Origin of the sequence: Chelatococcus reniformis, assembly GCF_014640075.1 — a bacterium.
Lineage (GTDB): Bacteria > Pseudomonadota > Alphaproteobacteria > Rhizobiales > Beijerinckiaceae > Camelimonas > Camelimonas reniformis.
The window spans coordinates 331242-352504 of record NZ_BMGG01000006.1; the positions used below are offsets into that span (position 1 = coordinate 331242).

The 21263-nt window shown below is 67.4% G+C and carries 17 protein-coding genes; 13 read left to right on the top strand and 4 right to left on the bottom strand.

The window, feature by feature from the left end:
- Nucleotides 1-58: 58 nt before the first annotated feature.
- From IEW34_RS17905 to IEW34_RS17915, 3 genes are all read right to left on the bottom strand, one after another.
- Nucleotides 59-1666: an AMP-binding protein gene (locus IEW34_RS17905; protein WP_188610577.1), complete on the bottom strand. Its 1608-nt coding sequence runs from the start codon at nt 1664-1666 to the stop codon at nt 59-61.
- 47 nt (nt 1667-1713) lie between these two features.
- A complete protein-coding gene (locus IEW34_RS30925; protein WP_188610578.1) occupies nt 1714-5001 on the bottom strand; it encodes an acetyl-CoA carboxylase family protein in 3288 nt (1095 codons plus the stop codon).
- 73 nt (nt 5002-5074) lie between these two features.
- On the bottom strand, nt 5075-6295 hold the full coding sequence (locus IEW34_RS17915) for an ABC transporter substrate-binding protein (protein ID WP_188610579.1): 1221 nt from the start codon (nt 6293-6295) through the stop codon (nt 5075-5077).
- Nucleotides 6296-6445: 150 nt separating this feature from the next.
- Between IEW34_RS17915 and IEW34_RS17920 the strand changes: the two genes are divergently transcribed.
- From IEW34_RS17920 to IEW34_RS17980, 13 genes are all read left to right on the top strand, one after another.
- Nucleotides 6446-7171: a TetR/AcrR family transcriptional regulator gene (locus tag IEW34_RS17920; protein WP_188610580.1), complete on the top strand. Its 726-nt coding sequence runs from the start codon at nt 6446-6448 to the stop codon at nt 7169-7171.
- Nucleotides 7172-8135: 964 nt separating this feature from the next.
- A complete protein-coding gene (locus IEW34_RS17925) occupies nt 8136-9443 on the top strand; it encodes a transporter substrate-binding domain-containing protein (protein ID WP_188610581.1) in 1308 nt (435 codons plus the stop codon).
- Between the two features lie 103 nt (nt 9444-9546).
- Complete coding sequence (gene urtB, locus IEW34_RS17930) at nt 9547-10422, top strand: urea ABC transporter permease subunit UrtB (RefSeq protein ID WP_373288270.1); 876 nt, start codon at nt 9547-9549, stop codon at nt 10420-10422.
- A 16-nt stretch (nt 10423-10438) separates the two neighbouring features.
- Nucleotides 10439-11542: an urea ABC transporter permease subunit UrtC gene (urtC, locus tag IEW34_RS17935; protein ID WP_188610583.1), complete on the top strand. Its 1104-nt coding sequence runs from the start codon at nt 10439-10441 to the stop codon at nt 11540-11542.
- Between the two features lies 1 nt (nt 11543).
- Nucleotides 11544-12287: an urea ABC transporter ATP-binding protein UrtD gene (gene urtD, locus IEW34_RS17940; protein ID WP_188610584.1), complete on the top strand. Its 744-nt coding sequence runs from the start codon at nt 11544-11546 to the stop codon at nt 12285-12287.
- A gap of 3 nt (nt 12288-12290) precedes the next feature.
- Entirely contained in the window at nt 12291-12989 is a 699-nt protein-coding gene (gene urtE, locus IEW34_RS17945; RefSeq protein ID WP_188610585.1) for an urea ABC transporter ATP-binding subunit UrtE, read from the top strand.
- Between the two features lie 53 nt (nt 12990-13042).
- A complete protein-coding gene (locus IEW34_RS17950; protein WP_188610586.1) occupies nt 13043-13483 on the top strand; it encodes a N,N-dimethylformamidase alpha subunit family protein in 441 nt (146 codons plus the stop codon).
- 366 nt (nt 13484-13849) lie between these two features.
- Nucleotides 13850-16243: a N,N-dimethylformamidase beta subunit family domain-containing protein gene (locus IEW34_RS17955; protein ID WP_188610587.1), complete on the top strand. Its 2394-nt coding sequence runs from the start codon at nt 13850-13852 to the stop codon at nt 16241-16243.
- Between the two features lie 74 nt (nt 16244-16317).
- On the top strand, nt 16318-17415 hold the full coding sequence (locus IEW34_RS17960; protein WP_188610588.1) for a Rieske (2Fe-2S) protein: 1098 nt from the start codon (nt 16318-16320) through the stop codon (nt 17413-17415).
- Nucleotides 17412-18125 carry a tetratricopeptide repeat protein gene (locus IEW34_RS17965; RefSeq protein ID WP_188610589.1) on the top strand — a complete coding sequence of 238 codons (714 nt, stop codon included), beginning with the start codon at nt 17412-17414 and terminating at the stop codon, nt 18123-18125. Before IEW34_RS17960 ends, IEW34_RS17965 begins: the two co-directional genes overlap by 4 nt.
- 8 nt (nt 18126-18133) lie before the next feature.
- Complete coding sequence (locus IEW34_RS17970) at nt 18134-18448, top strand: hypothetical protein (protein ID WP_188610590.1); 315 nt, start codon at nt 18134-18136, stop codon at nt 18446-18448.
- Nucleotides 18449-18899: 451 nt separating this feature from the next.
- Nucleotides 18900-20123, top strand: coding sequence for an ABC transporter substrate-binding protein (locus tag IEW34_RS17975; RefSeq protein WP_188610591.1), 1224 nt, complete (start codon nt 18900-18902; stop codon nt 20121-20123).
- Between the two features lie 142 nt (nt 20124-20265).
- Nucleotides 20266-20700 carry an acyl-CoA thioesterase gene (locus IEW34_RS17980; protein WP_244642061.1) on the top strand — a complete coding sequence of 145 codons (435 nt, stop codon included), beginning with the start codon at nt 20266-20268 and terminating at the stop codon, nt 20698-20700.
- Here the strand turns inward: IEW34_RS17980 and IEW34_RS17985 are convergent.
- Nucleotides 20697-21227, bottom strand: a complete 531-nt coding sequence (locus IEW34_RS17985; RefSeq protein WP_188610593.1) for a MarR family winged helix-turn-helix transcriptional regulator — start codon at nt 21225-21227, stop codon at nt 20697-20699. The genes IEW34_RS17980 and IEW34_RS17985 overlap by 4 nt on opposite strands.
- Between the last annotated feature and the right edge of the window lie 36 nt (nt 21228-21263).

Consider the following 21263-nt stretch of genomic DNA (forward strand, 5'->3'; position numbering starts at 1 on the left):
TGTCGCGATCAGAGTAACGGCCGCGCCTGGCCTCGCAAGCTCCGGCGCCGAAGGGCCGCTATGCGCTGGTCAGCCGCTCGCGCTTGATGACGATGCCAGCCTTGTCCCGGTCCCAGGTCTCGTCGGTCACCCCCTCCGTGCGGATCAGGTGCTTCTGCACCTTCTGGGTCGGTGTCTTGGGCAGGTCGCCAATGATGCGCACGAAGCGCGGCACCATGAAATGGGCCATGCGCGGCCGCAGGAAGTCGATCAGCTCGGCCGGGTCGAGGCTCGCGCCTTCGGCCAGGGACACGGCGACGAGCACCTCGTCCTCCGAGACCTCGCTCTTGACCGCGACCGCCGCCGCCTCGCGCACCGCCGGGTGGGCGCAGACCTCCGCCTCGACCTCGAAGGAGGAGATGTTCTCCCCGCGCCGGCGGATCGCGTCCTTCATGCGGTCGACGAAGAAGAAGTTGCCGGCCTCGTCGCGCCGGAAGCCGTCGCCCGTGTGGAACCAGCCGTTGCGCCACGCCTCGGCCGTCGCCGCGGGGTTCTTGTAGTAGCCGTGGTTCATCGCCCAGGGCCGGTCGGTGCGCACGATCAGTTCGCCCACCTCGCCCGGCGCCACCTCGCAGTCGTTGGCGTCGACGACGCGGGCCTCCACCCCGGGGCGCGGGCGCCCGCACGAGCCGACGAGGGTCGGCCCCACCTCCGAGACGAGCGGGCAGGACACCTCGGTCATGTTGAAGACGGTGATGACGTCGACACCGAAGCGGCGGCCGAAGCCGATGGCATCCTCGTCGAGCGGCAGCGCGGTGACCCAGCGCAGCGAGCGCGTCTGCTCGGCCGGCGGGTCCGGCCGCTTCATCAGGAAGCCGCCCATCACCCCGAGCAGGATGACGGTTGTGGTCTGCGTGCGTTGCACCACCTCCCAGAAGCGCTCGGTGCTGAAGCTCTCGACCAGGGCAATGGAGCCGCCGCGCGCCAGCATGAGATAGATCGGGATGGTGCCGCCGGCGTGGAACAGCGGCAGCGTCACCATATGCCGGTCGTCGGCGCTGGCCAGCGGAAAGCCGTCGCCGGACGAATAGAGGTGCAGGTAGGACGACAACACCGCCTTCGACGGACCGGTGGTGCCGGAGGTGTAGATGATGCAGCCCGCATCCCACGGCTCGATCGGTCGCTCGGGCTCGGTGACGTCGCCGATGGCCTGGTCGAGCACGCTGGCCGCGTGCAGACGCAAGCCGTCGAGCCGCTCGCCCTTGTCGTGCAGCACGACGATATCGGCGAGCCGCGCCCGGTCCACGTCGGCCAGGCGGCCCATCAGATCGCCATGGACGATGCCGAGGGCCGCATCCGACAGCGCCACCACATGCTCCAGCACCCGGCCGCGATAGGCGGTATTCAAGGGCACGTAGACGGCGCCGATATAGTTGATGGCAAACCAGATCTTGAGGCAGTCCGGCCCGTTGGGGAGCCAGACCAGCACATGGTCGCCCTGTTTCACGCCGAGATCCTGAAGAGCCCGGGCGGCGGTGCGCACGCGCTGCCGCAGCTCAGCATAGCTCCAGGCTGCGCCGTCCTCGAACACGACGAAGGGCTTGTCGGGCATCTGGTCGGCACGCGCGTCCAGGAGGTAGCGCAGCACGCATTCGTCCCTCGGCGGCACGCGCGGATCGAGCGGCATTCCTTGTCCTCCGTCAGCTCGGCGGGTGGGCCCGCCCTCTCGTGTGATCAGATCGGCGAGATCGGTCGGAACCTTGCCGGCACGCCATTGTCCCGCCGGGCCGGCACGCGGTCCAGCACCTCGATCAACCGCGCCCGGGTGCTGCGCGGATCGATGATGTCGTCGATGCCGAAACCTTGCGCCGCCTGCAGCGGCCCGATGCGGCTTCTGATATCGTCGATGATCTCCTGGCGCCGGGCGACCGGATCCGAAGCGGTCTCGTAGGCGCGGCGATGCGCGACGTCGACCGAGCCCTCCACCGACATGGCGCAGATCTCCGCCGTCGGCCACGCCAGCGCGGCATCGGCATCGAAGCTGCGGCCGCCGGCCATGGCGACGTAGCCTAGCCCGTAGCCCTTGCGCAGCACCACCGACAGGCGCGGCACCGTCGCCTGCCCGAGCTCGAAGATGAGCTTGGCGCTCCTCTTGCCCAACGTGGTCCGCTCCGCGTCGGAGCCGATTGAGAAGCCGGGCACGTCGATGAGGTAGACGAGCGGCAGGCCGAAGGCGTCGCACATGCCGACGAAATGGGCCGCCTTCTCGCACGCCGGCGAATCGAGCATGCCGCCGAGCACCGCCGCCTGGTTGGCGACGAAGCCCACCGGCCGACCGCGCAGCCGCCCCAGCGCCGTGACGATATTGCCGGCGAAGGTCGGCTTGAGCTCCATCACGCTGTCGGCGTCGGCCAGCCGTTCGACGATGCGGCGCACATCGTAGCTGCGCCGTGAATTGGCGGGGATGATGCCGAGCAGATCCTCCGCCCGCGCCTGCTCCACGGCCGCATCCTCGGCATACGGTACGGTCGGCCGTGCCGCCTGGGCATTGTCCGGCAGGTAGGAGAGGAAGCGCCGCAGCGTGGCGATGGCCTCCTCCTCGCTGGCGACGCCGAGATCGGCGAGCCCGTGGTGGTCGACCTGGGCTTCTGCGCCGCCGAGCGCCTGGATCGAAATGTCCTCGCCGGTGCCGGCCTTGACCAGGGCCGGGCCGGCGAGACCCATGGTCGACTTGCCGCGCACCATGACGATGAGGTCGGCGAGGCCCGAGAAATTGGTGTTGGCGGCAAAGCCGGCGCCGAGCACGGCGGAGACCACGGGCACCCAGCCGGACAGGCGCGCCAGATCATGGAACGTGGGCGAGCCGTGGGCGTAGTGGCGCGAGTTCTGACCGTCTTGGATGCGATGACCACCGCCGTCGAGCAGCATGACGAGGGGGCGGCCGCTCTTCAGCGCGACGGCGATGCCGCGGTCCATCTTGGCGGTGCCGAGGTGACCGGCGCTGCCGCCGAAGACACTGAAATCCTGGGCCACGACGACGACCGGCCGACCGGCGACACGTGCCGTGCCGACGACGACGCCATCGCCGGGCGCCTCGGCGCCCAGCCCCTCGGCCAGCGCCAGGCCGCCGATCTCCGTGAACGAGCCGTCATCGGCGAGCAAGGCGATACGCTGGCGCGCCGACAGGGATTGGCGCCTGGCGAGCCGCGCCATCGCCTCGGGGCGCTGCGCGTCCAACGTCCTGGCGCGCACCGTCTCGATCTCGGCCAGGGCCTCGCCACCAGCCGCCTGCCCCTGCGACCCGACGGCGGCGGCAGCGGCTGCCGTCTCGCCCGGCCGGATGAGCAGCAGCGGGGCCTGGCTCTGAACCGTATCGCCCGGCGCGACCAGCACCCGCTCGACCGTGCCGGAGCAGGCCGCGACGATCGCATGCTCCATTTTCATGGCCTCGACCACGACGACTGTCTGGCCGGCGCCGACGGCTTCGCCCTCTGCCACCTCGACCGCGACGACGCGGCCGCGCATCGGAGACCGCGCCGGCTCGGCCCCATCGGCGTCGACATCGTCGGCAATGACGCGAAGCGCCTGGCCCGCGGCGGCCCGCGGGGCGTGGAAGGACGGATGTGCGGCGGCGCCGTCGATCAGTTCGGGGGCGGCACGCTCCACGAAGCGTGTATCCGCACGGCCGGCGCGGAAATCGTCGTGGCGCAGGATCGCCTGCAGCAGCGGGATCGAGGTGGCGACGCCGCTCACCTCGAACTCGCACAGGGCGCGATAGGCCTTGGCCGCCGTCTGGTCGAAGCCGCCGCTGCGCGTATGGACGACGAGCTTGGCCAGCAGCGCGTCGAAACCCGGGTGAATCTCGTAGCCGGAATAGCCCGACGTCTCGACGCGCACGCCCGCGCCGCCCGGCGGCGCGAAGGCTGCCAGAACGCCGCCCGACGGCAGCGTGGTGCCGTCGGCCTGCAGGGTCTCCATGTTGACGCGCAGCTGCATGGCGTGGCCGCGCACGGACGGCGGCTCGGCTAGGTCCAGCTCCGCCAACGTCGTTCCGGCGGCGAGTGCCAGTTGCAGATGCACCAGATCGACCCCGGTGACCTCCTCGGTCACCGTGTGCTCCACTTGGAGCCGTGGGTTCATCTCGATGAACACGTGGCGGCCGGTGGCACGCCCTTCGGCATCCACCTCGACCAGGAACTCGACGGTGCCGATGCCGACATAGCCGGCGGCTTTCGCGAGACGGACTGCGTCCCGGCACAGCGCCGTGCGCAGGGCGGGCTCCAGCCACGGGCTCGGCGCCAGCTCGATCAGCTTCTGATGCCGGCGCTGCACGCTGCATTCGCGCTCGTGCAGATGGATGACGTGACCCGAGGCGTCGCCGGCGACCTGCACCTCGATGTGGCGGGCGCGGCCGATCAACTCCTCGGCGTAGACGTCCGCGCGGCCGAAGGCGGCCTGCGCCTCTGAGGCGCAGCGCTCCCAGGCGGCCGCCAGCTCAGACGGGTCGTGAACGACACGCATGCCACGGCCGCCGCCGCCAGCGACCGCCTTGATCATGATGGGCGTCCCGGCGGGCAGCGCCGCCATGAACGACCGGATGGCCTCCGGGCTCGCCGGCGCGTCGGTGTTGCGCGCCACCGGCACGTCGCAACGCCGGGCGAGGCCGATCGCCTTTGCCTTGTCGCCGAAGAGTTCCAACGCCTCTGGCGACGGCCCGACGAACTTCAGGCCGGCCGCCGCGCAGGCACGGGCGAATTCGGCGCTCTCGCTGAGGAAGCCGTAGCCCGGATGAACCGCGTCGCATCCGCTCGCCAGCGCAGCGGCCACCAGGGCCTGCCCGTCCAGGTAGGCGGCGGCGCCGGCGCCGGGGATGCCCACGGCCCTGTCGGCCTTCGACATGTGCAGGGACGAGCGGTCGTCGTCCGGCGCTACGGCGACGGCTCCGATGCCGAGTTCGCCGCAGGCCCGAGCGATTCTGATCGCCACCTCGCCACGGTTGGCGATAAGAACGTTCTTGAGCATGGGGCCTACTCTTGATGACTGTGGCGCCGGCCGCCGCTCGGCGACCGGCGCATTGCTCGCAACGTGGGGCGAGTCAGCGCTTGGCGAGCCGCGGGCACTCGCTCTCGGCCGCCGGCCGGAACCCGTCCTTGCCCGGGACCGTGGCGACGATGGTGAGGTAGTCGCTGTCGTATTTGGACTGGTCCGGCGCCTTCACCTCGGCGAAATACATGTCGCGCAGCACCCGGCCGTCGTCGCGAACTGCAGCGTCCTTGGTCATGAAGTCGTTGACCGGCAGTGCCTTGAGCGCGGCGATGACCGCCTTGGTGTCCTTGCTGCCGGCCTTCTGCACGGCCTTGAGATAGTGCAGCACGCTGGAATAGACGGTGGCCTGCACATCGGTCGGCTTGCGCTTGTGGATGGCCTCGAAGCGCTTGGCGAAAGCGCGGGTGTCGTCCGACTGGTCCCAGTAGTAGTCGAGCACCACCGGCGCCCCCTGCACCATGTCGAGGCCCATGCCCTTGATATCCATGGTCGTGAGGAACAGGGGCGCCACCTGCTGGGTCAGGCCGAACTCGCGCGACTGCTTCAGGATGTTCTGCATGTCGGCGCCCCCGGTCGCCAGCGCGATCACCTGCGCGCCCGATGCCTGCGCCTGCAGCAGGATCGAGGCGAAGTCCTTGGTGCCGAGCGGGTAGCGGATCTTGCCGACGACCTTGCCGCCGTTCTTGGCGACGACCTTCATCGCGTCCTGCTCGAGGTTGTGGCCGGAGGCATAGTCGATGGTGATGAAGTACCAGCTCTCCGCGCCCGGCTTGCGCATGATGCCGGTGACGTTGGAATTGGCCAGCGAGTAGCTGTCGTAGCCCCAGACGAAGCCGTGCTCGGAGCAGCGCTTGCCGGTGAGGTCGATGTTGTTGGCGCCGGAGAAGAAGACGAGCTTGTTCTTCTCCTCGGCCAGGATCTGCATGGGCAGCGCCAGGCCGGAGTTCAGCACGTCGAAGACCGCGTCGACGCCGTCCGCGTCGAACCACTGCCGCGCGATGCCCAGCCCGATGTCGGGCTTGTTCTGGTGGTCGGCCGATATCAGCTCGATGGGCCGTCCGAGGAGCGATCCGCCAAAATCGTCGATCGCCATCTTGGCAGCCACGACCGACCCCTGGCCGCCGAAATCGGCGAAGATCGAGGCCTTGTCGGTGATGACGCCGATCTTGACCGGCCCCGACGCGGCGCTCTGAGCGTGCACCGAGCCGCCGCCCAAGGCGGTGAGCAACAGCGCCGCGCCCCCTGCCATCATCGCCCCGATCCGTCTCATGTCGTTCCTCCTACTGGCTTTTTCACGCGCGCCGCGGCCGAGCAGCAGACGATCGCGGCGCATAATTGCGCAGCCTAATAATTTTTTCAAGCTGATCTATTAATTTGACACCGGCAGCGCGGCCGGGCTTCCTGTGACGCGGAGAGCGATGTGCCGGGCGACCGCAACAACAGATCGACGACGCGTGGAGCGCCCCTGGGGGAGCGCAAGGCGGCAAAGCCCGCGGGACGGCCGCGCGGGCGGCCGCCGAAAGACCTGGGCGCCGGCGACACCTCGCGCGACAAGCTGCTCGACGTCGCCATCGATCTCTTCGCCGCCTACGGCTACGACCCGGTGAGCACGGCCGCGGTCGCCGACGCCGCCGGGCTGACGCAATCCATGGTGCACTATCACTTCGGCACCAAGGAGCAGCTCTGGAAGTCCGCCATCGACCGGCTGATGCGCCGCCGCGGCCGCTTCTTCCCCGTGTCACGGCTGGAGTTCGCCGACATCGGCCCGGTCGACCGGCTGCGGATCCTCATTCGACGCCTGGTCGAGGCGAACGCGGCCGAGCCCAACTATGCCCGCATCCTCATGCACGAGGCGATGGCCGGCACGCCGCGGCTCGACTGGCTGATGGAGCGCTTCGTCGGCCCGGGCTTCGCCGCCTTCGACGAAGCCGTGCGCGACGCTCTGGCGGCCGGCCTCATCCGCCCCCTGCCGGCGCACGACATCACCAACATCGTGACGTCCGCCGCCTCGCTCACGCTGAGCATTGGCGCAGTCACCCAGTGGGTCTACGGCATCGACGTGGCCGACGAGGCGCACGTACGGTCCCTCAGCGACAGCATCGCCACCATCCTCCTGAACGGCCTGCTGCCCCCTCCGCAGACCTAGGATCTCTGGGCCCGCCGTGGGCCCTGTGTGCGGCGGTTGCGGTGCGAACTCGCGCCGGACGGCCATCTCGGTCGTGCCGACGCCGCGCGCATCGCAGACCCTGCCGCAACAGAACCAGGGCAAACAAAAGCAGGAAAGCCGTGCCCCTCGTGCAAATGACGACGCATTAGGCAGACGTGGCCTACAGCGTGCGCCTCCTCCGGAAACTGCCGCGTCATCCGCCGATCTCGGGGCAAGAAGTGGTGCCCGCCGCCGGGTTTGGATGCGCCTCGTGATGAAATATATGGCTATTATTCAAATTCTCATCATCTAGTTCAAATATGTAACAACTGTCGCAACTCTGAGCAGTAAGCGGGCTGTTTAAAATTTCGCCTTGACCCTAGGATGCACTTAGGAAAGGTTATTTCCTGACGGGAAACGAAAGCGATCCGCGCCGCTTCAGGGCGCGGGCCTGACAAAGCGTCTCGTCGGCACCACGAAGGATCGATCGCCCAGGGCGGCGAGACGCCAAGAGCGATCGATGGCGCGTCGGGAGCACGCGCTCAAGTGGGCCGAAAGCAGGCTGCGCCGGAACGCCGCACGAGCGTGGCTGCCGCCGAGCAATACAGCTCGCGTGGTCGCGCGGCGATATTTCTGGTGGTGATCTTACGACTCGGCAAGCTCCGCGCTCGCCGACAAAGGGGAATGTTGCGCGAGCAGAACAAGAAGATGCGCTGATACGACATGCTCTAGAGCGTTTTCGAGCGAAGTGGACGTCGGTTCGCGTGAAGACAACGCGACAAAGCAAACAGATAGAGGATTTCGGCGATTCGAAGAAACGCGGAAATGCTCTATCGACTTACGAAGCATGTGGGCCAGCCAGCAGTCTCTCGCCGATGCAGGACGATGAACATCCATGGCAGCTGCTGTCGCGCGCGACGTCGGCTGCCTGCCGACCGGACAACAGCTCATCGGAGTCACATACATGAAGGTTTCACGTCGCGGGTTCATCAAGTCGACCGTCGTCGCCGCGGGTGCCGTCGCGGCTCCCCACGTGTGGCTGCCGGTCTCCTCGGAGGCTTGGGGCGCCACCCTGAAGAAGGGGGAGCCGATCAAGGTCGGGTTGCTGTTCTCGCTGACGGGATCTCTGGCGGTCCCCGAAGAGGACTCGACGCTCGTGATGCAGTACGCCATCGACGAGATCAACAAGGCGGGCGGGATTGCAGGCAGCCCCATTCAGCCGGTCATCGTCGACGCGAAGTCGGATTTCGCCGTCTATTCGGAAAAGGCTAAAGAACTTATTCTGCGCGACAAGGTGATCGCGATCTTCGGTTGCTACACATCGGCCAGCCGCAAGGCCATTCTGCCGACGGTCATGGCCAACAATCATCTGCTGTACTACCCGACCTGCTACGAAGGCGCGGAGTGCACGCAGAACACGATCTGCACCGGCCCCCTGGCCAACCAGCACTCGAAGGACCTCATCCCCTTCATGGTGCAGAACTTCGGCAAGAAGGTCTTCTTCGTCGGCTCCAACTACGTCTGGCCCAAGGAGTCCAACAAGAACGCCAAGGTGTGGCTGCAGCAGGCCGGCGGCGAGCTGCTCGGCGAGGAGTACATCCCGCTCGGCAGCTCGGAGTTCGGCCCCGTGCTGAACAAGATCCGCGAGGCCAAGCCCAGCTTCATCTTTTCGACCGTCGTCGGCGCCTCCGACATCGCCTTTCACAAGCAGTTCAAGCAGGAAGGCTTCAAGGTCGACTCCATGCCGATCGCCTCGCTCACCACCGGCGAGATCGAGACCCGCGCCATGGGCAACGAGTTCGGCGCCGGCCACTTCCTGTCGGCACCCTACTTCCAGGCCCTCGACAACCCCACCAACAAGAAGTTCGTCGAGAACTTCCTCGCCAGCAAGTATGGCAAGAACGGCGTCACCCACTACAACATGGAGGAGACCTACACCTCCGCCTACGTCTTCAAGTACGGGCTCGAAGCGGCGGCCGCCAAGCTCGGCATCGAGAACGTGACGCCGCGCGCCATTCGCGACAACAGCGGCGGCATCAAGGTGGGGGCCGATGTGTCGCCGGAAGGCCCGATCTGGATCGACGAGCAGAACTTCAACTGCTGGCTGGTGCCCAAGATCGGCCAGTGCCAGGCGGACGGCAGCTTCAAGATCGTCAAGCAGGCTGCCGAGCACGTGGCACCGGACCCCTATTCGATCTACCCCAACCTCGGCACGTGCACGAAGGACGGCCTCAAGGCCCCCGACGGCAAGATCCGCAAGAACGTGATCTGACATCCGCCGCGTGAACCACGATGCGCCCCGTTCGGGCGCATCGTCGGACCAACGAAATAGAATTATACTATTTTAACTTGAGGGCGGCTCGGCCGTGGGCAGCTTGGATCTCAATTCGCTAATCAACGCACTGGTGCTCGGCCTGAGCATCGCGAGCATCTGGCTCCTCGCCGCCATCGGGCTCACGATCATCTACGGGGTCGTCGGGGTCATCAACATGGCCCACGGCGAGTTCATCATGCTCGGCGCCTACAGCTCCTATCTGCTGCAAAGCTATTTCGGGCTGCCGTTCCTGCTCTGCATCCCCGCCTCCTTCGTCGTCGTGGCGGCCATCGGGCTGGTGATCGAGCGCGGACTGATCCGCTACCTCTACAACCGGCCGCTCGATACGCTGCTGGCAACGTGGGGCGTCTCCATCGTGCTGATGCAGGCCGTCCGCCTGATCTTCGGCAGCGATCCCAAGTATCTCGCCGTGCCGGCCCTCTTCAGCAGCAACCTGCAAATCGGCTTCATCAACCTGTCGGTGTTCCGCATCGTCGTGATGGCGGTCACCGCGCTCGTCGTCGCCGGAACCTGGTTCCTGTTCTACCGCACGCGCTTCGGCATGCAGGTCAGGGCAGTCACCCAGAACAAGGAGATGGCGGCCTCCTTTGGCATCAACGCGTCGCGGGTCTACATGCTGACCTTTGCGCTCGGCGCGGGGCTCGCGGGTGTCGCGGGCTCGCTGTTCGGCGTGCTCAACATCGTGCTGCCGACGATGGGCACCGCCTATGTGGTGCAGGCGTTCCTCGTCGTCGTGACGGGCGGCGGCACCCTCCTCGGCAGCGTCTTCGCCGGCGGCCTGACCGGTGAGTTGCAGTCGATCTTTGCAGCGGTGACCAACGACACCTTCGCCCGGTTCCTGCTGTTCCTGCTGATCGTCGTCTTCCTCTGGTTCCGCCCGCAAGGTCTGTTCGCGCCGCGCTCGGTTCGTCGGTGAGCGGGGAGCGTTGGCGATGAACCTCTATCACAACAAGCTGGCTCAATGGGCGGCCTACGGCGTCTTCTTCGCGATCATCGCCGCGGTGCCCCTGTTCGTCAGCGACAGCTTCCTGCTGAACCAGCTCGGCACCTACGGCGTCTACGGCCTGCTCGCCCTCTCCATCAGCCTGTGCTGGGGCTTCGGCGGCATCCTCAACCTGGGCCAGGGCATCGCCTTCGGCCTGGCGGCCTACGGCATGGCCATGACCATGCAGATGCAGACGCAGGATCCGGAGTCCAATCCGATCCCGCCGTTCATGCTCAACAACAGCCTCGAGCAGCTGCCGGCGCTCTGGGAGCCGTTCTGGAGCACGGGCCTCGGGATCACCCTGGCGCTCGTGGTGCCGACGCTGTTCTACGTGATCTTCGGCAACCTGATGTTCCGCGCGCGGGTCTCCGGCCCGTTCTTCGCCATCATGTCGCTCGCCATGCTGAGCGCCTTGTTCACCATCATTCTCGACATGCAGCCCTACACCAACGGGGCCAACGGCATCACGCCGCCGCAGCCGCTGACGATACTGGGCACGCCTCTCGATCCCTACGGCCCCGCGACGTACTGGCTGGTCTGCGGCCTGCTGATCGCGCTGACCGTCGGCGCCAAGCTCCTGACGCAGAGCAAGTTCGGTCTGCTGGTCCAGGCGGTGCGCGGCGACGCCGAGCGCGTCCGCTTCCTGGGCTACAACGTCGCCGCGTATGAGACGGCGATCTACGCCCTGTCCGGCTTCATCGCCGCCGTCGCCGGCTGCTGCTGGGTCATCCTGGTGCAGTATGTGTCGCCGGCGCAGCTCGACGTCAGCTTCAGCGTCACCATGGTGATCTGGGCCGGCATCGGCGGCCGCCTGTCGCTGCTCGGCTCCATGCTCGGCGCCTTCATCATCCAGGGCGGCCAGAGCTACCTGGGCGATGCCCTGCTCAGCACCTGGCTGCTCGGCCTGGGCGCCTTCTTCATCATCGTCGTGCGCTTCCTGCCCAAGGGCCTGGCGGGCCTGCTCGAAATGGGCCTGGGCGCACTGTCCTCGGGCCGGCGGCCCAAGCAGCTCGAGCCGGCGGACCGGGCCAACGCAATGGCGGGAGAGTGACGTGGCAGGCCTTCTGGAGATCAAAGACCTGCACAAGAGCTTCGACGGCACGCCGGTGATCAACGGCTTCAGCCTCGAGGTGACGGAGATGACGGTGTGCTGCGTCGTCGGCCCCAACGGCGCCGGCAAGACCACCACCATGGACCTCATCACCGGGCGCCAGAAGCCCACCTCCGGCACCATCCACTTCGCCGAGGAGGACATCACGGGCCTGGGCGAGCACGAGATCGCGCGGCGCGGCATCGGCCGCAAGTTCCAGGTGCCGGCGGTGTTCCGCGAGCTCTCGGTGCGGCAGAACCTGGAGGTCGCCTACAGCAAGCAGACGAACGCGCTCAAGAACATGTTCGTCTTCGGCGATGCTGCGATGAAGCGCAAGCTCGACGAGATCGCCGCCCTCGCCAACCTCACCGAGCGGCTGGAGGTGGAGGCCGGCACGCTGTCGCACGGGGAAACCCAGTGGCTCGAGATCAGCATGGTCTTGATGCAGAACCCGCGGGTGCTGCTGCTCGACGAGCCGGTGGCCGGCCTGACCGAGGGCGAGATCATGAAGACCGCCCGCCTGATCAAGCAGCTCAAGGAGACCAACACGCTGATCGTCGTGGAGCACGACATGGGCTTCGTGCGCGAGATCGCCGACGTGGTGACCGTCATGCATATGGGCACCCTTCTGGCGCAGGGCACGATCGGCGAGATCGAAGCCAACGACCGCGTCCGCGAGGTCTACCTCGGTAGCGAGGAGCACTGAGACATGGTGCTCGCCCTCGACAACATCGCCTCCTACTACGGCAAGACACCGATCCTCTGGAACGTCTCCTTCGACGTGCCCAAGGGCGCCTGCCTCGCCGTGCTCGGCCGCAACGGCGTCGGCAAGACGACGCTGATGCGCACGATCATGGGGCTCACCGACCGCTCCACCGGCTCGATCCGCATCGCCGATACGGACCTCAGCGGCGCGCCGACCCACATCCGCGCCACCTACGGCATCGGCTACATCCCGCAGGGCCGCCAGATCCTCGGCAAGTTCACCGTGCGCGAAAACATCCTGCTCGGCACCTTCGCCAGAAAGGACGGCAAGGAGGATATCCCCGAACTCTGCCTCAAGCTGTTCCCCTATCTGGCCGAGAACCTCAATCGGCGCGCCGGGTTGCTGTCCGGCGGCCAGCAGCAGCAGCTCGCCATCGCGCGCGCCCTCGCCACCGGGCCGCAGATCCTGCTGCTCGACGAGCCGACGGAGGGCATCCAGCCCAACATCGTGCACGAGATCGGCCAGACCCTGCGCATGCTCAACAAGGAGCTCGGCATCACGCTGATCCTCACCGAGCAGCACATCAAGGTGGCCCGTGCCCTGAGCGACTACTTCATCATTCTCGACAACGGCCGCATCGTCGCCCGCGGGCCGACGGCCGAAATGAGCGATGCGCTGATCGAGAAGCATCTGACGATCTGAGGGCCCGGGTGGCCACGGGCGGCCGGGCCGCAACCCGTAAGGAGGCAAGACCCATGATCTCGATCCCCAAGCCCGGCACGCCGGAGCGTCAGCGCCTGATCGACGCGCACAAGCGGTGCGTGGAGTCGATGAAGGGGGTCGCCGGCTTCTCCGTGCTCGAGTGCCAGACGCCGGGCGACACCACCATCGTCACCGGAGGCGTGCACGAGGATTATCTGCTGCGCCGGGTGCTGCTGCGCATGCGCGGCGAATCGCCGGCCGGAAAGCTCATCGTGATCTGCACGAAGCCCGACGCGGCGTGGCGGATCGGCCGACTGTCCGGCGTCCGCGGTGTGCCACCGGAGTTCGTGGGCGACAAGATCTATACCGACGAACAGGAAATTCAGCACGACATCTTCCTGATGCGTCTCGATGAACTGCCGGAAACAGCGGGCAACCCGGAGGACTTCCACATGGGCTGGAAGCGCCGGAGCGACAACTGGCCCGTGACCTAGTCGGCTGCCAGGATGCCTGCACCGAGGTGTTGATTCCTTAGCGATGGATGGTCGGGTCAAGCCCGACCATGACGTTGGAGTTAAATGACTTTCACTCCCATCACGTCATAGTCGGGCTTGACCCGACTATCCATCGACTTGAATGCCGAGCGGTCGCCGTAGTGCAAATGAGGCGAGGCAACCAAGTGTAAGTATTCTATAATCCATCTGAACGTTGGATTGTTCGATCGTCCGAGAAATACACTTTCTCCGGGTTTCGGGCGGCGAGCATTCCTCGTATGAATATTTTGACCTGCGGGGGCCCTAACCCGGAGCACGGGACCGGCCGCCCACCGCCAACCTGACCACGCGCAGGAGGGGAAAACCATGTGCGCCATGCGCCTGACCGGATATGCCGACAAATTCGGCGTGCATCCCGGGGACACCATCAAGTTCTATGTCAACACCGACGGGCCGGCGGAGTACAAGGCCGAGTTGGTACAGATGATCAACGGCGACACCAATCCGCGCGGCCCCGGGCTCATCGAGAAGCCGCTCGCCGCCGACATCAACAAGACCTATCCCGGACGCAAGCAGGTCGTGCACGGCGGCTCCTACGGCTACGTGCCGAATTGCAAGGCGCTCAACGTCGACAGCTTCACATTGCAGTGCTGGATCTGGCCGACCACGCCCAAGACCCATCCGCGCTACTGGAAGCACGGCGCGCAGGGCCTCGTCACCAAATGGTGCGACGGCAGGGGCTACGGCCTCTTCATCAACGAGGAGGGCTGCGTCGAGGCGCGCATCAACGAGCACAGGATCGCCATGGCGCTGCCGCTGCGCGACCACGCCTGGCACTTCCTGGCGGTGACCTTCGATGCGGCGACCGGTAACGTGGTGCTCTACCATGAGCCGCAGATCCAGTACGCGCTGGATCCGGTGATCGAGCCGGTCAGGACCAACCTCCGGACCGTGCTGAAGGCCGAGCCGATCCCGCTCGCCATCGCCGCCTACGTGGAGAGCCTCGACGGCGGGCCGCTGGCCAAGTCCTCCCTGCCGGCGGGCATCGTCTTCAGCGGCAAGTACAACGGCAAGATCGACAGCCCGCGCCTGTGCAGGAAGGCGCTGTCGCGCTTCGAGATCGAGACGATGAAGCTCGGCGCCCAGCCCGGGCTCACCGAACGGCGCAACTGCGGGCCGACCGACGCCCTCTCCGAGGTCATCATCGGCTCCTGGGATTTCTCCGCCGGCATCGACACCATCGCGGCGAAGGATCTGGGGCCCTACGGGCTCGACGCGCCGCTGGTCAACTGCCCGACCCGGGCGATGACCGGCCATAACTGGAGCGGCCAAAACTTCGACTGGAAGCACGCGCCGAAGGAATACGGCGCCATCCACTTCCACGACGACGACGTCGACGACGCGCGCTGGGAGGTGGACTTCGCGTGGTCCGTTCCGGCAGACTTCAAGAGCCGCTTCTACGCCGTCAAGCTGACGACCACAGAGGGCGACGAGGACTATATCCCGTTCTGGGTGGTGCCGCGCGTCGGCGAGGAGCAGTCCAAGATCGCCTTCATGGTGCCGACCATCAGCTACATGGCCTATGCCAACGAGCATGTGGCCTGCAACGCCGGCGGCGCCGAGCTGTTCGTCTACCGCGTGCCGATCATGCAGCAGCAGAACATGTTCCTGGCCGAGCACCGGGAGTACGGCGGTTCCATCTACGACACCCACACGGACGGCAGCGGCATCTGCCTGTCGTCGCGGCTGCGGCCCATTCTCAGCATCCGGCCCAAGTACGACCACTTCCTGGCCCAGGCGCCCTGGCAATACCCGGCCGACCTGCACTTGATCTATTGGCTCGAGACCATGGGCTACGACTACGACGTCATCACCGACGAAGACGTCACCTACGACGGGGTGGCCCGACTGGAGAACTACAACGTCATCATCACCGGCTCGCATCCCGAGCACAATTCGGGGCCGCAGCTGGATGCTCTGCACAACTACACTCAGCGCGGCGGTCGTCTGATGTATATGGGCGCCGATGGCTGGTACTGGGTTCATTCCTACCACCCGGCCTACGACGGCTCCGGCCGGGGCGTCGTCACCGAGATGCGCCGCTGCGAATCCGGCATCCGCACCTGGCGCGCCGATCCCGGCGAATACTACCACCAGGGCACCGGCGAGCTCGGCGGCATGTGGCGCTTCCGCGGCCGCTACCTGCATTCGGTGGCCGGCGTCGGCATGTCGTCGGAAGGGTTCGACATATCGAGCTACTTCACGCGCACGCCGGAGAGCAACAATCCGCGCGTCAGCTGGGCCTTCGAAGGCATCGACTACGACGAGAAGCTGGGCAACTTCGGCCTGGTCGGCGGCGGCGCCGCGGGCCTGGAGCTCGATATCGTCGACACTATGCTCGGCTCGCCGCCCCACACCCTTGCGGTGGCGACCTCGGCCGGCCGGCACACGGAGGCCTATCTCCTGGTCATGGAGGACTTCGGCTTCAACCAGCAGGGGCTCGACGGTACGGTGCATCCACGCGTGCGCGGCGACATCGCCTACCACGAGACCCCCAACGGCGGCGCCTGCTTCTCGTTCAGCTCCATCGCCTATTGCGGCTCCCTGCCCTGGAACAACTGCGACAACAACATCTCGCGGCTGACCAAGAACGTGCTCGACCGCTTCGCCAAGGACGGCCCGCTGCCGCCGCCGCCGGCGGGCGCGGTGCGCTACCGCGGCCGGGCCGACTACGAGTCGCCGGCGCTCGAAACCGCCTGACGCCGGGCAGCGCCGTAGCCTCCGCGGCCACGGCGCTCCCGTCCCGTGCCCGAGACACGAACAGGGTGAATTGCATGGCCAGCGAAGTTGCGCCGCGAGAATTGCCGCCGGCGCAGCCGGACTTCTCAGCGGCGGCCTTCTATGCCGAGGCGCTGCTGCCGCCGGGCCGGGCCCGCGTGCTGCCTCCGGCCGCGTTCCGGTCTCTTGCCTTCGCGCGTCAGGAGGACATCGCCGTCTGGGCCTGCGACTGGATCTGCGTCGGCGCCCACGCGGAGATCCCCGAGGTCGGCGATCTGCTGCCCTTCACCGTCGGCGACCATGGCCTTCACGTGCAGCGAACAGCGGACGGCCTCACGGCGCGCTTCAACAAGGCGCAGCACGGCGGCTGCCGCGTCGTGCCGCTGCAATGCCAGCAGGGCAGCAAGACGCGCTGCTCGTTCACCTCCTGCGGCCACAGCCGCGACCGCGGGCCGATCGCCGCGGGCGAACTCGGCGATGGCACGCCGCAGATGCACCAGTATCTCGGCCTCCGGCCGGAGCGATTGCTCACCGCCCAGGCGCGCAGCTGGGGACCGCTGATCTTCGTGAACCTCGATGCCGCTCCGCCCGACTTCGCGGAAGCCGTCACCGGCGCCGGCACGGCATTCGGGTTCTTCGACAACTCCCGCGGGGATCGCCTCGCCACCACCTGGCGCGAATACCGGGCCAATTGGAAGCTGCTTGCGCTGGGCCTCACCGGCCTCGTGGACACGCCCGCGGCGAGCACCTCCTCCTGGCTCGCCGGCCGCGCCGATAGCCATGGCCTGGATGTCGCCTGGCTGTTTCCCAACCTCGTGCTGCTCGCCGATGCCGAGCAGACCTGCGCCCTGGTGCTGCAGCCGACCGCCCTTGGGCAGACGCTCGCCCGCATCACCGTCTTCGGCCGCGGCGAAGCGCGGCCGGGCGATGGGGAGCGCTGGCTCGGCCTGATCGACGCATTGGCGCGGGCGGCGGAGAGCGCCCACGTTGCCGCCCTGAAGTGGGGCACGGCCTCCAGGCCGGACACCATCGACGCGCCGCTGCCGCTGCAGGCGAGCGCCAGCGGCCACTGGATGCAGCGCGCCTTGTCGGCACGCATGACCGCGGCGCGCATCGACCCAACACCGATCTATCAACCGTCGAGGGCCAGATGACCGCCACCGCCCCTATCCATGAGGCCGGCTCCGCCGGCGCGCCACCGCCCCTGGCGGCCGGCGTCGCCGCCTATCGCAGCGGCGACTTCGAACAGGCCTTCGCCACCTTCTCCGACAGCGCCAGGCAGGGCGACGTCGAGGCAGAGGTCTGGCTCGGCGCGCTCTATGCCAACGGCGAGGGGGTCGCCGCCTCGTTGCCGGCGGCCTTTGCCCATTACCTGGCGGCGGCGGAGCGCGGCCACCCCCAGGCGCGCACCAATGTCGGCGCCATGCTGATCATGGGGCAAGGCGTCGAGCGCGACGAGGCGCGGGGCGCCGGATGGCTGGCGCGCGCGGCCGAACAGGGGGACGCCTATGCCCAGTTCAACTATGCCGTGCTGCTCGGCAAGGGCCAGGGCGTCGCCAAGGACGAGACGCAGGCGACGACCTGGTACCGGCGCGCCGCCGAGGCCGGACATTACCCCTCGCAGGCCCGCCTCGGCTTCCACTATGCCAACGGCATCGGCGTCGACAAGGACCTCGTCGCGGCGTTCCTGTGGCTGTCGCTGGCCGCCCAGCACGGCGTCGGCAGCGCCCTCAAGGCGCTCGAGGGCGTCATCGGCGAGATGTCCGCCGACGACAAGCGCAAGGGGCTGGCACTGGTGGCGCAGTGGCGCGGCCGCACCGCGGCGATCTCCGAGCAGGCCCGCCTCAATCCCCTGCCCGGCTGAGGCCGTCCATGATCTTCAGCCCGCAGCAGATCAAGTTCGAGTTCCTGTCGTATCTCAAGGAGTTCGGCGCCCGGCCCGAGGAATGGCGCATCGGCGTTGCCGATGACGCCGAGCGGGCGCTGTTCGCCGACAACGAGGTCGATCGCGCGCACGACATCTGGCTGTGGAAGCCGGCGCTCAGCGCGACTGCCGCGCGCATCGTGCTCTCCTACTTCGCCGAGCGGCACGGCATCGCGCCGGCCCGCTACGAGGCCGGCACCACCGCGCGCCACGTGTTCCTCTTCAAGCGGCAGGGACCGGCCGGTCAGGGCGCCGCTGGCTGACCGCCGCAGCGAGCCTCGAGCCGCAATGCTTCCGACCGATGCCGGGCCGAGCATTTCGCGCCTTGCCCGCGGAGGCGTGCTCGCAGCGCTCCACCCGCATGCCGTTGGTCGTCAGCTGGCCGCGTAGTTGGGTGTGGCCCAACGCGCGCGTGGCCTCCGAGCAGGATCCGCCCGGGTCTTCATCCATTCGTCGAAGCTCGATTGAATTGACCTGATGGTTTTGTACTGCAACATTACAAATAGCAGACAGTACTGCATCCGCCCTCCGATCGGCTGCCTCACCAAGGCGCTGGACGATGACGGTGGCCGAGAGCGACAGCGAGGCCAGCGTTGCCTCGCCGACGTCCTGGAGAAGCGCACGGCGAAGGTGGCGCCGGGCTGATCAGACAAATCCACCCCGGCCATAAGCCGCAGCAAGCGGCGTGCCGGCACCGGAGCGGAGGAAACGATCATGAAGGCATATCGGACCTTAGCGGCCATCGGCACGGCTGCCGCGTTGGCCACGGCTCTCGGCGCCTCAGCGGCACGTGCCGCCGACAAGCCCGTGCGCATCGGCGTGCTGAACGATCAGTCGGGGGTCTACGCCGACTACCAGGGCGTCGGCTCGGTCCTCGCCGCGCGCATGGCGGTGGAGGACTTCGCCAAGTCCTCGCGCCTGCCCGTCGAGGTGGTCTCGGCCGATCACCAGAACAAGACGGACGTCGGCGTTGCCATTGCCCGCCAGTGGTACGACGACGGCGGCGTCGATCTGATCATCGACGTGCCGAACTCGGCCATCGCGCTCGGCGTCGCCGGGCTCGCCCGCGACAAGAACAAGGTCTTCATCGGTTCGGGCGCCGGCACGGCGGACCTCACCGGCAAGGCCTGCTCGCCCAACACCGTCCACTGGACCTACGACACCTGGGCCCTCGGCCACAGCCTGGCCAAGGCCCTGGTCGCGCAGGGCGGCAAAAGCTGGTTTTTCATCACGGCCGACTACGCCTTCGGCAAGGACCTGGAGAAGAACGCCGCCGAAGAGGTCCTGACCCAAGGCGGCAAGGTGCTCGGCAATGCGCGCCACCCGATCGGCACGGCCGACTTCTCCTCCTTCGTGCTGCAGGCCCAGCAGTCGGGCGCCGAGGTGATCGGCATCGCCAATGCGGGCGACGACACCACCAACACCATCAAGCAGGCGGCCGAATTCGGCATCGAGAAGAAGCAGCGGCTGGCCGGCTTGATCCTCAACATCAACAGCGTTCCGGCCATCGGCCTGCCGGCGATGCAGGGCGCCTATCTGGTGACGGGGTATTATTGGGACCTGAACGACGGCACGCGCGCTTTCGCCAAGCGCTTCGAGGAACGCCATCCTCGCCACAACGCCCCCAACGACATGCAGGCCGGCGTCTATTCCGCCGTCACCCACTACCTGAAGGCTGTCGCCAAGCTGAAGAGCGCCGCAGACGGCCGCGCCGTCGTGGCGCAGATGAAGGCGCTGCCCACCGACGATCCGATCTTCGGCAAGGGCTCGGTCCGCGAGGACGGCCGCAAGCTGCACCCGATGTATTTGCTGGTAACCAAGACGCCGGCGGAGTCGAAGCGCAAGTGGGACTATCTTAGGACCGTGGCCACTATTCCGGCCGACCAGGCGTTTCGACCCCTCGCGGACGGTGGCTGCCCCCTCGTCAAGGGCCAATAGACGATACCCGCGGGGCGGGCCCGGCGCGAGGAGACCGGCCGGACGCCCCTTGTGCCCGGTCCGGCTCGGGCAGGCGGCACTGCTGCGCCTGGGCCGCCTGGCTTGAATGCATCACCGTCACACCAAAAGGATCTCGTTCATCGTGCCCGGCTTCAGCAACACGCGGCGCCTCGACATCGAATGGGGACACTGCGACCCGGCGGGGATCGTCTTCAATCCGCGCTTCTTCGAGTTCTTCGACTGGTCCACGGCGCTGCTGGTCGAAGCGGCGCTCGCCATGCCCAAGCTCGCAATGATCGATGCCTACGGCCTCGTCGGCATCCCGCTGGTCGATACGCGCGCCAGCTTCGCGACACCCTGCCGCTTCGGCGACAGCGTCGAGATCGTCTCGACGGTGGTCGAAGTGAAGCGCACGAGCTTCGCCGTGCGCCACCGGCTGCTCAAGGGGGAGACGCTGTCGGTCGAAGGGCACGAGGTGCGAGTCTGGGCCGGGCGCGACGCGGCCCACCCCGAGCGGCTCAAGGGCAAGGCCATTCCCGACGATGTCCGCGCCCGGCTGATGCCGGCGGAAACTTAAGGGACGTCTCCGTCCGTCTCCGGCTCGTCGTCCTCGGCCGAGGAGCCGCGGCAGCCGGCTGCGATCTGGCCGAGGAGACGCAGCAGATCGCGCCGCCCCTCATCGCCGATCGTCGCGCTGATCTGCCGCTCGAAGGCGGCCTCCCGCGCCTGCAGCTCGGCGACGAGCGTTTGCCCCAGCGGACTGAGGTAGAGCCCCAGCGCCCGCCGGTCGGATTCCAGCCGCTTGCGCTCGATGAGGCCCCGCGCCATCAGGCCGTCGAGCAACGGACCAAAGTTGGTGCGCTTGATGCCGAGGGCCGCGCCGACAGCGGTCTGCTTGAGGCCCGGGTTGTTGAGGACGACGGTGAGCACACCGAGTTGCACCGGCCGGATGTCGTAGTCGGCGAACGCCTCGCGGAAGCGCCTGAACACGGCCATATGGGTGCGCCGCAGCGCGTAGCCGACCAGGTCGGGCAACGGGCTGAGGTCGGGGGCGGGCTCGGCGACCGGCAGGTCGGATGCAGCCCGGGCTGGTGCTGGCTTCAAGATTCGACTTCCACCTGGATGCACGCGCGTGGGGGC

Coding starts and splice junctions, on each gene's coding strand:
- IEW34_RS17905 (WP_188610577.1), bottom strand. CDS start 1,666: ATGCCGCTCGATCCGCGCGTGCCGCCGAGGGACGAATGCGTGCTGCGC.
- IEW34_RS17965 (WP_188610589.1), top strand. CDS start 17,412: ATGACCGCCACCGCCCCTATCCATGAGGCCGGCTCCGCCGGCGCGCCA.
- urtC (WP_188610583.1), top strand. CDS start 10,439: ATGAACCTCTATCACAACAAGCTGGCTCAATGGGCGGCCTACGGCGTC.
- IEW34_RS17915 (WP_188610579.1), bottom strand. CDS start 6,295: ATGAGACGGATCGGGGCGATGATGGCAGGGGGCGCGGCGCTGTTGCTC.
- IEW34_RS17960 (WP_188610588.1), top strand. CDS start 16,318: ATGGCCAGCGAAGTTGCGCCGCGAGAATTGCCGCCGGCGCAGCCGGAC.
- urtE (WP_188610585.1), top strand. CDS start 12,291: ATGGTGCTCGCCCTCGACAACATCGCCTCCTACTACGGCAAGACACCG.
- IEW34_RS30925 (WP_188610578.1), bottom strand. CDS start 5,001: ATGCTCAAGAACGTTCTTATCGCCAACCGTGGCGAGGTGGCGATCAGA.
- IEW34_RS17950 (WP_188610586.1), top strand. CDS start 13,043: ATGATCTCGATCCCCAAGCCCGGCACGCCGGAGCGTCAGCGCCTGATC.
- IEW34_RS17955 (WP_188610587.1), top strand. CDS start 13,850: ATGTGCGCCATGCGCCTGACCGGATATGCCGACAAATTCGGCGTGCAT.
- IEW34_RS17925 (WP_188610581.1), top strand. CDS start 8,136: ATGAAGGTTTCACGTCGCGGGTTCATCAAGTCGACCGTCGTCGCCGCG.
- IEW34_RS17970 (WP_188610590.1), top strand. CDS start 18,134: ATGATCTTCAGCCCGCAGCAGATCAAGTTCGAGTTCCTGTCGTATCTC.
- IEW34_RS17975 (WP_188610591.1), top strand. CDS start 18,900: ATGAAGGCATATCGGACCTTAGCGGCCATCGGCACGGCTGCCGCGTTG.